Below are 13,662 nucleotides of genomic sequence, written 5' to 3'. Positions count from 1 at the left end.
GCGGCGTCAGAGGTAGTGGCGCTGGGAGCGCTTGGCGTCGCGGTACGTCCCGTACGCCCGCCGGGTCGACTCCAGTTCGGAGACCTCGCTGACCGGGACGTCCCACCAGGCGCTGCCGGGCGGGTTCGGTCCGTACAGATCCGTCTCGACGTGGACGACCGTCGTCCGGTGCGAGGCCCGGGCCTTGGCCATCGCCCGGGTGAACTCCTCGACGGTGGCGGCGGGGAGGACGTCGGCGCCGAGCGAGGCGGCGTTGGCCGCCAGGTCGACCGGCAGGACATCGCCGTCGAGCTGCCCGCTCTGGTCGTCCCGGTAGCGGTAGCGCGTACCGAAGCGCTGCGAGCCCAGCGACTCGGAGAGCGCGCCGATCGAGGCGAAGCCGTGGTTCTGGACGATCACGATGATGACCTTGATCCGCTCGGAGACCATGGTGACGATCTCCTGGGCCATCATCAGATACGAGCCGTCACCGACCAGCACGACGACCTCGCGGCTCGGATCGGCCATCTTCGCGCCGAGCCCCGCGGCCACCTCGTATCCCATGCAGGAGTACGCGTACTCGACGTGGTACGCCTTCGGGTCGCGGGCGCGCCACAGCATCTGGAGGTCGCCCGGCATCGAGCCGGCCGCGTTGATCACGACGTCCCGGTCGTCGAGCGACCGGCGCAGCGCGCCCAGGATCTCGGTCTGCGCGGGCAGCGGCCCGTGCCCGAGGGAGAAGCACTCCTCCGCCGTACGCCGCCACTCGGCCGTCAGCTCCAGCACCCGCTGCCGGTAGGCGTCGTCGGTCTTCCAGCCGTCCAGCTCCCGCTCAAGCGCCTGGAGTCCGAGCCGCGCGTCGGCGACCAGCGGCTCGGCGGAGTGCTTCACCGCGTCGAGCCGGGCCACGTTGAGGTTGACGAACTTCACGTCCGGATCGCCGAACAGGGTGTGGCTCGCGGTGGTGAAGTCGCTGTAGCGCGTGCCGACGCCGATGACGACGTCCGCCTCGGCGGCCAGCGCGTTGGCCGCCGCCGTACCGGTCGAGCCGAGGCCGCCGACCGCGCTCGGATGGTCCCAGGGCAGCGCCCCCTTGCCGGCGTGGGTGTCCGCGACCGGGATGCCGGTGGCCTCGGCGAAGTGGCGCAGCGCGGCCTCGGCGCCGGAGTACACGACGCCGCCGCCCGCGACGAGCAGCGGCCTGCGCGCCGTGCGCAGCAGGGCGGCGGCGCGCCCCAGCGCGGCGGGTTCCGGCACGGGCCGCCCGATGTGCCAGACGCGGCGGCGGAAGAACGCCACCGGCCAGTCGTACGCCTCGGCCTGCACGTCCTGCGGCAGACAGAGCGTCACCGCGCCGGTCTCCACCGGGTCGGTGAGCACCCGCATCGCGGCGAGCGCGGCGGGCACGAGCTGTTCGGGCCGGCTGATCCGGTCGAAGTACTTGGACACCGGCCGGAAGGCGTCGTTGACGGTGACGTCGCCGCCCCGGGTGTCCTCCAACTGCTGGAGCACCGGGTCGGCGGCGCGGGTGGCGAACATGTCGCTGGGCAGCAGCAGCACCGGCAGCCGGTTGGTGGTGGCCAGCGCGGCGCCCGTGATCATGTTGGTGGAGCCGGGGCCTGTGGACGCGGTGCAGGCGTACGCGGAGAGCCGGTCGCGCATCTTCGCGAAGGCCACGGCGGCGTGCACCATGCCCTGCTCGTTGCGGGCCAGGTGGTACGGGAGGTCCGCCTCACCGGTACGGTCCGCCTGGAGCAGGGCCTGCCCGAGGCCCGCCACGTTGCCGTGCCCGAAGATGCCCCAGACGCCCGGGATCAGCCGCTGTTCCTGGCCGTCGCGCTCGCTGTACTGGTGCGCCAGGAACCGTACGAGCGCCTGCGCGGTGGTGAGCCGTACGGTCTCCGTCGCCATCACAGCTCCTTCGGGGTGCCGGTGCCGAACGGCAGCCGGGGGTCGGTGGCCTGGTCCTCCCAGGTGGCGCGGACCCAGCCGTGTGCCGGGTCGTCGCAGATCAGCCAGGCGCGGTCCTGTCCGGGGCCGGCCATGACGTTCAGGTAGTAGAGGTCGTAGCCGGGGGCGGCGATCGAGGGGCCGTGCCAGCCGTGCGGGATCAGCACCGTGTCCCCGTCCCGCACCTCGGCGAGGACGTCGAGGGGCCGCTCCGCCGTCCCGTACACCCGCTGGTAGGCGAGTCCCGGCCCGGCGGGTCCTGGCGCGATCTCGAAGTAGTAGATCTCCTCCAGCTCGCTCTCGACCGGGTTCCCGTGCGCGTCGTGGCGGACCTCGTCGTGCTTGTGGGGCGGGTACGAGGACCAGTTGCCGCCGGGGGTGAGCACTTCGCAGACGAGGAGCTGGTCCGCCTCGAACGTGCCGGGCAGGCAGTAGTTGTTGACCTGGCGCGAGCAGTTCCCGGCGCCGCGCAGCTCGGCGGGTACGTCCTGGGCGGGGCCGTACCGTACGGTCAGCCGCCGCTCGCAGCGCGCCGACGGGAGGGCGAACCGGCCCCCGCGCTCGCTGCGGACCACGGCGTCGGTGTCGCGCGGCAGGTACGCGAAGTCGGTGACCGCGTCGAAGACGCCGTCCCGGCCGGCGAGGAGGAGGGTCCTGCCGTCGGCGGCGACCGTGCAGGACCCGCTGAGCGGCAGCACCAGATACTCGCTGTCGCCGGTGGGGAGGGAGACCTGCTCGCCCGCGGCGAGTTCGACGACGCGCAGCCCGGAGTGGCCCCAGCGCGCCGACTCGGGGGTGACGACCGTGGTGAACGGTCCCTCGGCGGTGGAACCGGCGGGCAGATGCAGGGTGTGGTCACTCACCACGGACTCCTCGTCGTCCGGCACGGCGGGGTTGTTCCGCACGGCGGGTTCGTTCTCTCGCACAGCCGGGCCGTTGTCCCTCACAGCAGGCTCACCGCGCGGTCCACGGCGCCGGCGACATCGCCGTCCGCGGGGTAGAGCAGCGACCGGCCGACGATCAGGCCCTGCACGGTCGGCAGGGAGAGCGCCTTCTGCCAGGCGGTGAACGCCGCCTCCGCGTCCTTGACCTCGCCGCCGAGCAGCAGCACGGGCAGCGTGGAGGAGGCGAGGACCCGCTCCATCTCCTCGACGACGGGCAGCTTCAGCCAGGTGTAGGCGCTGCGCCGGCCGAGCCCGGACGCGATGGTGATCGACTTGATCACCGCGTCGGGGGAGAGGTCGTTACGGATCTTCCCGTCCACCCAGTGCGACAGGAACGGCTCGACCATGGCGATCAGTTCGCGGTCGTTCAGCTCGTCCACGGCCCGCGCGGTCTGCTCCAGCACGGAGGGCGTGGCCGGGTCGTCCAGGCAGATCCGGGTGAGCGTCTTGCCGCCGTCGAACCGCATGGCGGCGATGGTCTCGGCGTCGTACCCGGTGAACCGGTCGTCGATCTCGAAGGCCGAACCGGCCAGCCCCGCGCGGTTCATGGAGCCGAAGACGGTCTTGCCGTCGAGCACCCCGAGCAGCAGCAGGTCTTCGAGTATGTCGGCGGTGGAGAGGACCCCTGTCACCCCGGGGCGTTCCAGCGCGACGCACATCCGGTCCAGGAGCCGGCCGCGGTCGGCCATCGCGGTGGGGTCGGAGCCGACCGAGTTGGCGCCGCGCGCGGGGTGGTCCGCGGCGATGATCATCGCCCGGCCGTTCCCGCCGAGCGGCGAGGCGGCTCTGACCCGCCGGGCGGCGGCCTCGGCGATGGCGCCGGGGTTGGTGACCCGCGTCTCGACGATCCGCCGGATCCGGTCAGACACCCTGGACTCCCTGGACACCCTTGCTCTCCTCCTCGGTCGTGCTCGCTGTGAGCTTCGCGCTGTCCATGAGCTTCGCGCTCTCCGTGAGCTTCGCCTCGACCGCCGCCGTGTCGGGCATGGCGTCCGAACAGGCCAGTTCACCGGCGACGATCGCGCCCGCGGCGTTGGCGAAGCGCATCGTCCGGGTCAGGTCCCAGCCGGCCAGCAGACCGTGGCAGAGCGCGCCGCCGAACGCGTCGCCCGCACCGAGGCCGTTGACGACGTCGACGGGTGCGGGCGGCACTTCGACCGCGTGGCCGGACCGGTCCATGGCGAGCACGCCCTTGGGGCCCTGCTTGACGACGGCGGTCTCGACACCGAGCGCCAGCAGCGCGCGGGCGGCGGCGTACGGCTCGGTCTCGCCGGTGGCGACCTCGCACTCCTCCCGGTTGCCGACGGCGACGGTGGCGTGGGCCAGGGCCTCGCGGTAGTACAGGCGGGCCTCCGCCCTCACCTCCTCGGACCGGAGGGCGCGGCCGTCTCCGTACGGGCTCTCCCAGAACATCGGCCGCCAGTCGAGATCGAAGACGGTGATGGACGCCCGGTCGCGGTGCCGGAGCGCCGCGAGCGTGGCGGAGCGGCTCGGCTCGGCGCTCAGCCCGGTGCCGGACATCCAGAAGATCCGGGCCGACGCGACGGCGCCGAGGTCCAGTTCGTCGGGGCGGATGTCCAGGTCGGGGGCGAGGGGCAGCCGGTAGAAGTGGAGGGGGAAGTCGTCCGGCGGGAAGATCTCGCAGAACGTCACCGGGGTGGGCGCGACGCCGGAGACCCCGACGTGCGTGGGGTCGACGCCGTACTCGGTGAGCGCGCGCCGTACGTACTGCCCGAAGGGGTCGTCGCCGGTCTTGGTGATCACCGCCGTGTTCCGGCCGTAACGGGCCGCGGCGACGGCGACGTTGGTGGGGCTGCCGCCCAGGTACTTGCCGAACGAGGTGACGTCCGCCAGGCCGACCCCTGTCTGCAGCGGATAGATGTCGACTCCGACCCGTCCCATGGTCAGGACGTCCAGGACTGCCATGTGTGGGGACCTCCAGCACCTGGCACGCTCTACTAGCGCGCTCTAGTTGCGAGAACGATGCGCGATGTCCATATGTCCTGTCAATAGTTTGTAAACATGGGTTTCCCCGCGAACGGGCGGCGAGCGCGGCACCGCCTCCCGGGCGGCGCGGCACCGCCTCCCGGGGCGGATCCGGGCCGCCCGGCCGACGCGGCGCCGGCCCGTTCCCTCTGTCCCGCCGACAGGTCGCCGGCGGCGGTGCCGTACCCGTACCCGTACCCGGTCCGTCTACGATCCGACGCCGTCCCGTCGGCGTACCGGCGGGACGGCGGCCAGGGCCCCGCGCCGGCCGTCCGACTTCAGGGCGCTCTTCCCCTTGCCGGCGCTCTTCCCCGTCGCCGTGCCCTTTCCCACGGCCTTGCCCTTCCCCGCCGCCGTGGTCTTTCTCTTCCGCGGCGCCTTCCCCTCGCCCTTCGGCCCTCCCTTCGGCCCTCCCTTCGGCCCGCCCTGCGTCCCGTCCTCCGCCGGGGGCTCGGCCCGCCGCATCCGTTCGCGCTGTTCGCGCGCCCGGACGAGCAGCGCCCGCGCGTCGCACTCCGGCTGGAGTGCGGTCAGGAGCAGCAGCCACAGATCGTGCAGCCCCTCCTCGATCTGGCGGCGCCCCTCCAGCGCGTCCGAGACGGTGTGCAGCCCGAAGAACGCGCAGACCAGTCCGTGCGCGGCCATGTCCGGGGCGACCCCCTCGGCGAGCGCCCCTTCCTCGCGCGCCTCTTCGAGCAGTGCGGTGACCGTCTCCAGCCACCCCACGAAGGGGCGCGGCAGCGTGACGTCGATGGCGGAGCGCTCCGCCCAGAGCCGGGACCCGGCGCGGATCACCACATCGTCACGGAAGGCCCTCGCCACGTCGAAACTCAGTGCGACCAGTCGCTCCAGGGCGGGGAATTCGGCCGTCCGGTAGCGTCCGATCAGCTCCGGCCAGGCCGCGAAATGCTCCTGCACGATGGCCAGCGCGAGATTCTCCTTGCTGGAGTAATGGAAATAAATTGCTCCGCTCGTGCGACCTGATTGTGTGCTGATATCACTGATGCTGGTTCCGACATAACCTCGTTCGTCGAACAAATGTGCCGCCGCTTCAAGGAGAAACCTCCGCGTCGTTTTCGCCCGCACCTGTTCCGTCCGTACCTGCACGTGTACCCCGAATTGCCGTTCCGTCACCTGACAGGAGGCAATCTAGCGCCTTTACCGGCGGGCCCCGGTGGCGCTCCCCCGGGGTGGGAGCGGGTGCGTAATCATGAGAATTACGATGTTCTTGTCGCATGAACACATCGGTTGATATCGACAGGTACGACAGGCCCCTCTCCTGGTCGCGCACCGTCGCCCGTGAACTGGTGCACCGCGCCTCCGTCGCGGAGGTGCTGCTCACCGACGTACGGCCGGTGAGGGGCGGCGGATTCGAGGCCGCGGCCTCCTGGCCGCGCTCCCACCCGACCTTCCCGCGCGGGGGTGATCTGCACAGTCCGCTGATGATCGTCGAGACGCTGCGTCAGCTCGGTATCTACATCCCCCTGCGGTACCTCGCGGTCCAGCCGTCGGCGAACCTGGTCATCACCGATCTGTTCTTCGAGGTCGACCCCACCGCCGAACCGCGGCTGGTCTCGGGCGCCACCGGCGTCACCTGCCGGGTGGCCGTGAGCGGCCTGCGCCACGACGCCGACGGCGCGGTCAACGGGCTCCGGCTGGACGTCGACTACCTGGCCGGCGGGGTGCGCTTCGCGCGCGCCGGGGGCGGCGCCCGGTTCTTCCGGCCCGAGCAGTACGACGCCGTACGGGAGGGCCGTACGACGGCCACCGCGCCCGCCGGGCCCGCCGACCGTACCCGCCCGGAACCGGGCGGCGTCGGGGTGAGCGGCGCGCACGACGTCGTGATCGGGACCGACGGCGCCACCCTCCTGGTGGAACCCGCGGACATGAGGCATCCGTACTTCTTCGATCACGCGACCGACCATCTGCCGGGCATGATCGTTCTGGAGGCCGCGCGTCAGGCGGCGGCCTTCGTGAGCCGCGGCAGGCTGCTGCGCCCTACCGCCGGTCGGCTGAAAACGGCGCGCTTCATCGAATACGCGCCGCCTGCCCGCGTGCTGTGCGTTCCGCACCACGCGACCTGCGTTTTCCGCTTTTTCCAGGACGGTCAGCAGAAGGCTTTCGGGGTGCTGCGTTACCAATAAGCAGATAGCGATACTAAATGCGATCGCTTGACTGCTCAATGTTTCTCTCTCTAGCGTAGCGATCGTTATGTTCTTCGGTGGTCGCTGGATCCGGCCTCCATTCCGAGGTCGTATCCACCGACCCCCTGGAACAGCACCCGCTTCTTAGCGGGTGACCCTCGCGCCCGCGGTGTATTCACATCGACGCGGTGGCCGGTGCTGCCGCTGTCAGGGCTCTCCTGAACGGAAACAATCGGATGACAGCTCAACGCATCCTTTCCTGGACACCTGCCGCCATCGTCTTCGACTGTGACGGCACTCTCATGGACACCGAATGCCACTGGCAGGACGCGCGCCTCCGCGCCCTGCGCGAGTTCGGGTTCACCCCGGCGCCGGGCTTCGCCGAACGCGCCAAAGGGCTGCACTACACGGAGTGCGGCGTTCTCATGGCCGAGGAGGCGGGCCACCCCGAGCTGGGCGAGGACCTGACGGAACGGTTGCTCGCACACTTCGGCGCCTTGGTCGCCGACCGGCCCCTGACCATGCCGGGCGCGCGCCAACTCGTCGAACAGACGGCCAGGTTCGCCCCGCTGGCCGTCGCCAGCAACTGCCCGAGAGCGGTGGTGGAGTCCTCGCTCGCCACCGCGGGGCTGCTCGATCTCTTCGCCCAGGTCGTCGTACCCGACGACGACCTGGGCATCAGACCCAAGCCGCACCCGGACGTCTATCTCACCGCGGCCCGGCTCTGCGGCGCGGACCCGGCCGACACCCTCGCGGTCGAGGACTCCCACTGCGGGATCGAGGCCGCGGACCGGGCCGGGATGCGCATCCTGGGCGTCGGCCCGTGGCCCTCGGAGCGCACCATGGCACTGGTCGACCTGTGGGTACGCTCACTGGACGAGCCGGAGGTGCGTGACTGGGCGGGCGACCGCGTGCCCGCCCAGATCTCGTGGAATCGGCCTACCATGAAGCCCTGAGGACCTATCACTCCTAAAAGTCGCCGCACAGGGAGATGGCCATCGGATGGACGAGGAACGTGCCGGCCGTCTCGTGTCGTCGCTGCGCGCCCGGGGCGTACCGGCCCATCTGGCACACCTGGGCGTGTACCAGTGCGGCGTCAGGGTCGTCCTGTTCGACGGCGGTGAGGCCGTCTGGGACATCGACGGGGAGCTGGGACTGCGGGCCGAGGTCGTCGAGGACGGGGTGCTCGTCGGCTTCGTCCCGCATGTGCGGGGCTCGGAGGACTTCGACGAGGAGCGGCTGGTGGAGGTGATCGCGGCCACCCGCTACGACAAGGAGGGGCTGCGCCTTCCACCCGACACGGACAACCCCGCCCCCCGGCCCCCCGGCCAGGCACTTCCCCCGCGCCGCCCCCGCCACACCCCCCGATGGCCCCGGTGGCTCCGCCGCCGGTGACCCCGGGTGGATGGGCGGCGGAGCGCGGTCTGCGGCGTACGGGCCGGCCCCGCCCCGGAGCCGGCCCGCACGCGTATGGCCGCCATCATGCGGCGGGCGAGTTCGGGCGGCTCGCAGAAGAATGCCTGTGCCCCGGGGGCGAGGATGACCAGGCTGGCGTAATCGTCCCGGGGTTCCATTGCCCCGGGGTTCCAGCCCTTCGTGGAGAAGATCACCGAGTGTGTTGCCGTCCACGATGTCGGGCCATCGGTTCACCCGCAGGGCGGGTACCGTCATGGCGCCGGCAGCCGGCGCGCTCGCCCTGGGCGAGTCGTGCCCGTGCAGAGCGCCTCCCCGCCCACGCAGTCCCTGTGGCGGAAAGCTCACGCAGGTAAGTAACGCACCGCGACGGTGTTCGGTGGCGGCGCCCTTCACACGCGTGAGGAACGGCGGAGGCTGGGACTTCTGGCCCGCCTCGGTGATCGTGTCGGCCTCGTTCTCGTCGCCGAGGTCGTCGCGGTACCGGGCCGCCCCCACCGCCGCCGGCCGCTCGGCTCCGTCAGCAGCGCTCGTTGACGTGGTCCGGCTCTCCCGCCGGTACGACGTCGAGGTCGCGCAGCACGATCGACAGCCGGTCGCCCCACTTCTCGCACGCCGTGGTGAAGTCCGCCCGCCGGTACTCGACCACCAGCACCTTGTCGTCGTACGCGTCGGCGTACTCCCCGCACTCGTCGTAGCGCCCGCACTCCTCGGCGACCGCGAAGTCGAAGCCGATCTCGTCCCGTGCCCCGGTCATCTCCACGGCGTTCTTCTGGCCGATCGCCAGCCCCGCCCGGTGGGCGCGCGCCGCCAGCAGATCGGCGAAGGCGACCGCCTGCTCGCGGTCGAGCAGGGAGTCCGACCTCAGGTACGAGTCCAGGTTGTCCGCCTCGACGGCGTCGAAGCCGTCCCGCGCGCAGCCGTCGATCCACCCGCCGACGATGCCCGCCAACTGTTCACGGCGGTCGGCGGTGGAGACGTCCAGCAGCGGCTCGTCCCAGTCCTCGTCGATGACGGTGTCGCCGTCCGTGTCCCGCAACAGCAGGTCCGGATGGTTCTCCTCCCACCACTCCACGGCGTCCGGCTGCGTCTGATAGGCGTTGACGTAGCAGATGTTGAACGCCCCGGCTGCGGGCTTCGACGTACGGTCCCTGATGACCGTACGGACCCCGGCGGGCGGGTCGTACGCCCCGCCGAGCTGATAGTCGAAGGGCTCGTTCGCCTTCGGCTGCTTCACCTGAGGGGCCGAACTCGCGCTCGTGGCAGAGGAGTTGCCGGAGGCCTTGCCGGGGGAGTCCTCGCTCGGGCCGCAGCCGGTGAGCGCGAGCGCGAGGGACAGGGCGAGCAGGGGAGCCGCCGATGCGCGGGCGACTGGGGCGAACGGCAAGGTGGTGCCTCGATCTCGGTGCGGTGAAGTGTGGTGAGGTGTGGAGCGGCTGACGGGTCCCATTCTCCCACCGCGCCCGCCGCGTCCCGGCTCCGCCCCCGGTCAGAGGGGTCGGAGGAGGCGCACCGCACCCGTCCGGTTTCACTCCGTCAGGAGGGTCGGCCTCGCCGCCCGGTGGACCGGCAGGAACGCGTCCGGCACCGGGTAACGCCCCACCACGAAGGACAGGACGGCCGCGTGCATCGCCTCCACGGGCGCGATCGTCGCCGCCGTCTCGATCACCGATGCGGTCTTCACGCCGTAGACCGAGAGCAGATACGTCTGCGCCGCCTGGTTCTCCAGCTGAAGTGCCAGCGCCGCGACGTCGCCCACGCTCCGCGCCTTGCCCAGCGCGGCGGCGACCTCCTCGCGGTCGGAGAGCGGCACCCCCGTGACCGCGGGCCTGTCCGCGTCCGCCAGCAGCGAGTTCCACGCCTCGGCGTGGTCCGCGTGCTGCGCCATCGCCGTCGTGAGGAAGGCCGATACGGCGGGCGGTACGGTGCCGAGCCTGCCCGCCCTGCCCGCCGCCAGGGCGGTCCGGTACGCGCCGACCGCCTGGTTCTCCAGCGCCGCCGCCAGCGCGACGGTCCGCAGGTCACCGGGGTACGTGACCGTGTCCGCGACGGGGTCCGCCGCCGAGCCGGAGGACGCGGAGCCGGAGGACGGGCCACCGGAGGACGGGCCGCCGCTCCCCCCGCCCGAGCAGGCCGCCAGCGCGAACGCGGCCCCGGCGCCCCCGGCGCCCCGCAGGAACCGGCGGCGCCCGGCGTCCGGCGCTCCCTCCCGCCCCGCACGGCCGGCCCCGAGCCGTTCCGCCAGAGCTGCGGCGGACGCCCGCAGTACGGGCAGGGTCTCCTGGTGTGCCTCGGCCATCTCACGGGTGAGACGGTCGAGCCGGTCCTCACCGATGGGCAGCTCCCAGCCGCCGCGCGCCGCGCCCGTACCCGTACCCGTACTCATCGGATCGCCCCCTCCGCGACGGGCGACGCGTCGGCCGTCGACTGGAACGCGTCGGGGAAGCCGACGGAACCGACCGCCGCCGGCAGCTCCCCGGCATCGGTGGGGCGCGCGATCAGCCGCTCGTCACCGGCGGCGAGCAGCGCCCGTACCACCAGCAGCGTCGCCCGGTGCTGCGCCTCGACCGGGGCGACCGAACCGAAGAGCCGGCGCAGCGACGCGCTGCTGACCTGGCCGATGTTCTTCGTGTACGTCTGCGCGGCCACGTCCTCCAGGGAGATCGCCAGCCCGACCACGTCCCCCGGGGTCCTGAGGGTCGGCAGCGCCTTCCTGACCACGGCCGCGTACTTCGGGTCGGTCCCGGTCTGGGCCCGGCCGCCGGCCCGGGTCACCGCGGCGTTGAACGCCTTGGCGTGCTCCTCGTGGTGGCGCGTGGTCCTGGCGATGAACTCCACGACCGTCCTGTTGCCGTTGCCGATGAACGGCAGACGCGCGGCGGCCCGGTAGGCGCTCACCGCCAGGTTCTCCAGCGACGCCGCCGTCTGCAGCGCCATGATGTCCTCCTCGGACGCGACCGGCGCCCTCAGCCCGCCCGTGACGCGCGGTGTGCCGCTGTGCGGAAGCCACGCCCGCTCGGTGAGTTGTGCCGGCGGCCGGGCCCCGGTGTGCTCCGCGCTCATCACGCCCCCTCTCGTCGGGGCCCGCACGGCCGCGGGCACCCCACGACACCTTCGCGAGAGGAACGCGGACGGGGCGGGGGACGTCACCGGCGGGCCGGTGGTGTTTCACCGGATCGGCCGATTACGCGCCCCGCCCCGTCCGGGCACCGCGCTACTCCTTGACGGCCCCCGAGTTGGCGTTGCTGACGAAGTACCGCTGGAAGCAGAAGAACAGCGCGGCCACCGGCAGGGTGGAGAGCAGCGCCGCCGCCAGCTTCAGCGGATACTGCGTACCGCCGCCGAGCCCGCCCGAGACGAAGCGGGCCAGTCCGGTGGTGAGCGTCTCGTACTGCGCGGACTGGGTGGAGACGAGGAAGTGGGTGAACTCGTTCCACGAGCCCTGGAACGACAGGATCGTCAGGGTGATCAGTGCGGGCCGCGCCATCGGCAGGACGACGGACCAGAAGATCCGGAACACCCCCGCTCCGTCGACCCGCGCCGCCTCCTCCACCTCGCGCGGCACCGATTCGAAGAACTGCTTCATGATGAAGACGCCCGCCGCGTCCACCAGCAGCGGCAGGATCATGCCGGTGTACGTGTCGAAGATGCCGAAGGTGTTGAGCACCAGGAACTTCGGAATGAGCAGCGTCACCCCGGGGACCGCGATCAGCGCGACGACGAAGCCGAACAGCAGCGAGCGGCCCCGGAAGCGCAGCCGCGCCAGCGCGTAACCGGCCATCGAGTCGAACAGCACCCGCCCCGCGGTCACCAGCACGGCCACCAGCGCCGAGTTGGAGAGCCAGCGCAGGAACGGCACCCCGTCGTCGCCCTGGCCAAGCCCGAACAGCCGCTGGTAGGCGGCGGTCGTCGGCGTCGCGGGCAGCAGCGACAGCGGATGCGTGGCGGCGTCCGGGTCGGTCTTGAACCCGGTCACCAACTGGAGCGCGAACGGCAGCAGATAGAGCAGCCCCATACCCACCACCAGCACGTACCCCGCGGTGCGCAGCGGCAGCGGGAACCGGGGCAGTACCGGGCGGGCCCGGTCGCGTACCCGCGTGCCCGAGGCGGTCATCGGTTCCTCCTCGTACGTCGGTTCCGCCTGGTGCCCGCGCCGCGCTCACCCAGCGCCCAGCGCTGGAGGGCGGTCAGGCAGAGGATCAGGGCGAGCAGGATGAACGCGATCGCCGAGCCCTGGCCGAAGTCCGCGTTGTCGAAGCCCGCGGAGTACGACAGGAACGCGGGCGTCAGCGTCGTGTTGCCCGGGGCGCCCTGGCCCATCACGTACACCTGGTCGAAGACCTGCCAGGTGGAGATCAGCCCCAGGGTGAGGACCAGGAAGAGCACGGGACGCAGCGCCGGGAGCGTCACGTACCGCAGGAGCTGGCGGCGGTTGACGCCTTCGAGCGCCGCGGCCTCCTCCAACTCCCTCGGGATGTCCTGGAGCGCCGCGAGGAAGATCAGCATGAAGGTGCCCGACGTGGTCCACACGGAGAGCAGGATGATCGTGCACATCGCGACCGAGGGGCCGGACAGCCACTCGAACCACGACAGCCCCATGGCGGTGTGCTCGGCCAGCATCCCGGTGGGCCGCTCCGGGTCGACGACGCCCAGCGAGCCGAGGATCAGGGAGAGCACACCGCGTGGATCCGCGAACCAGTTCGGTCCCTTGACCCCGATCCACGACAGCAGGGAGTTGACGGCCCCGCTGCCCTGGAAGAGGAAGAGGAAGACCGTGGAGACGGCGATGGAGCTGGTGACCGAGGGGAAGAAGAACGCGGTGCGCAGCGCGCCGCGCCCGCGCAGCAGCTTCTGGTTGACGAGCAGCGCCAGTCCCAGCGCCAGGCCGGTCTGGAGCGGCACCGTCAGCACCACGTAGTAGGCGTTGTTGCGCAGGGCGGTCGCGAAGAGCGTGCGGTCCAGACCGTCCTGGGTGAGCAGCGACCGGTAGTTGTCGAGACCGACGAAGTCGGCGTCACCGGAGAACGGGTTGGACTGGCCGTCCCAGTGCAGCAGGCTCACCCACAGGGCCATCAGGATCGGCAGAACCAGGAAGAGACCCAGGCCGAGCACCATGGGGCTGACGAACAGCCAGCCCCAGGTGCCCTCCCCGCGTTGGGGCGCGGGGGGGGGGCCGGCCGTACCGGGCGTAGCGGCCCGGCCGGGGGGGGCTGGGTGGCCCGGGGCGCCCGGGGGGCGGGGTGCGG

The 13,662-nt window shown here is 71.8% G+C and carries 13 protein-coding genes; 3 read left to right on the top strand and 10 right to left on the bottom strand.

Going from position 1 to position 13,662, the window contains the following annotated elements; translation table 11 throughout:
• Positions 1-6 precede the first annotated feature (6 nt).
• The 5 genes from iolD to ACFXPL_RS12405 form a co-directional block, all read right to left on the bottom strand.
• Positions 7-1,890, bottom strand: a complete 1,884-nt coding sequence (iolD, locus tag ACFXPL_RS12425; protein ID WP_384916740.1) for a 3D-(3,5/4)-trihydroxycyclohexane-1,2-dione acylhydrolase (decyclizing) — start codon at positions 1,888-1,890, stop codon at positions 7-9.
• A complete protein-coding gene (iolB, locus tag ACFXPL_RS12420; protein WP_384917009.1) occupies positions 1,890-2,795 on the bottom strand; it encodes a 5-deoxy-glucuronate isomerase in 906 nt (301 codons plus the stop codon). Before iolB ends, iolD begins: the two co-directional genes overlap by 1 nt.
• Positions 2,796-2,872: 77 nt before the next feature.
• Positions 2,873-3,742 carry an aldolase gene (locus ACFXPL_RS12415; RefSeq protein WP_384916737.1) on the bottom strand — a complete coding sequence of 290 codons (870 nt, stop codon included), beginning with the start codon at positions 3,740-3,742 and terminating at the stop codon, positions 2,873-2,875.
• The gene (gene iolC, locus ACFXPL_RS12410; RefSeq protein WP_384916734.1) at positions 3,735-4,799 is read right to left on the bottom strand and encodes a 5-dehydro-2-deoxygluconokinase; all 1,065 of its coding nucleotides are present in this window, start codon (positions 4,797-4,799) and stop codon (positions 3,735-3,737) included. The genes ACFXPL_RS12415 and iolC overlap by 8 nt, the downstream gene beginning before the upstream one ends.
• Before the next feature lie 267 nt (positions 4,800-5,066).
• Entirely contained in the window at positions 5,067-5,945 is an 879-nt protein-coding gene (locus ACFXPL_RS12405; protein ID WP_384916730.1) for a ScbR family autoregulator-binding transcription factor, read from the bottom strand.
• A gap of 149 nt (positions 5,946-6,094) precedes the next feature.
• Here ACFXPL_RS12405 and ACFXPL_RS12400 point away from each other — a divergent pair, with 149 nt between their 5' ends.
• From ACFXPL_RS12400 to ACFXPL_RS12390, 3 genes are all read left to right on the top strand, one after another.
• Positions 6,095-7,003 carry a ScbA/BarX family gamma-butyrolactone biosynthesis protein gene (locus ACFXPL_RS12400; RefSeq protein ID WP_384916727.1) on the top strand — a complete coding sequence of 303 codons (909 nt, stop codon included), beginning with the start codon at positions 6,095-6,097 and terminating at the stop codon, positions 7,001-7,003.
• Positions 7,004-7,239: 236 nt separating this feature from the next.
• On the top strand, positions 7,240-7,959 hold the full coding sequence (locus ACFXPL_RS12395) for an HAD family hydrolase (protein ID WP_384916725.1): 720 nt from the start codon (positions 7,240-7,242) through the stop codon (positions 7,957-7,959).
• A 46-nt stretch (positions 7,960-8,005) separates the two neighbouring features.
• Positions 8,006-8,398: a hypothetical protein gene (locus tag ACFXPL_RS12390; protein ID WP_384916723.1), complete on the top strand. Its 393-nt coding sequence runs from the start codon at positions 8,006-8,008 to the stop codon at positions 8,396-8,398.
• A gap of 538 nt (positions 8,399-8,936) precedes the next feature.
• Here the strand turns inward: ACFXPL_RS12390 and ACFXPL_RS12385 are convergent.
• From ACFXPL_RS12385 to ACFXPL_RS12365, 5 genes are all read right to left on the bottom strand, one after another.
• Positions 8,937-9,803 carry an endo alpha-1,4 polygalactosaminidase gene (locus ACFXPL_RS12385; protein ID WP_384916721.1) on the bottom strand — a complete coding sequence of 289 codons (867 nt, stop codon included), beginning with the start codon at positions 9,801-9,803 and terminating at the stop codon, positions 8,937-8,939.
• 141 nt (positions 9,804-9,944) lie between these two features.
• Complete coding sequence (locus ACFXPL_RS12380; RefSeq protein ID WP_384916718.1) at positions 9,945-10,802, bottom strand: ferritin-like domain-containing protein; 858 nt, start codon at positions 10,800-10,802, stop codon at positions 9,945-9,947.
• Positions 10,799-11,479 carry a ferritin-like domain-containing protein gene (locus tag ACFXPL_RS12375; protein WP_384916715.1) on the bottom strand — a complete coding sequence of 227 codons (681 nt, stop codon included), beginning with the start codon at positions 11,477-11,479 and terminating at the stop codon, positions 10,799-10,801. Before ACFXPL_RS12375 ends, ACFXPL_RS12380 begins: the two co-directional genes overlap by 4 nt.
• A gap of 151 nt (positions 11,480-11,630) precedes the next feature.
• Positions 11,631-12,530 (bottom strand): carbohydrate ABC transporter permease, encoded by a 900-nt coding sequence (locus tag ACFXPL_RS12370; RefSeq protein ID WP_384916712.1) that lies wholly within the window; start codon positions 12,528-12,530, stop codon positions 11,631-11,633.
• Positions 12,527-13,531: a carbohydrate ABC transporter permease gene (locus tag ACFXPL_RS12365; protein WP_384916709.1), complete on the bottom strand. Its 1,005-nt coding sequence runs from the start codon at positions 13,529-13,531 to the stop codon at positions 12,527-12,529. Before ACFXPL_RS12365 ends, ACFXPL_RS12370 begins: the two co-directional genes overlap by 4 nt.
• Positions 13,532-13,662: the final 131 nt, after the last annotated feature.

It is taken from the genome of Streptomyces sp. NPDC059092 (assembly GCF_042756365.1).
GTDB lineage: Bacteria > Actinomycetota > Actinomycetes > Streptomycetales > Streptomycetaceae > Streptomyces.
Note: the sequence above shows the minus strand (reverse complement) of the source record. Positions and strands in the feature narration are given on the sequence as shown.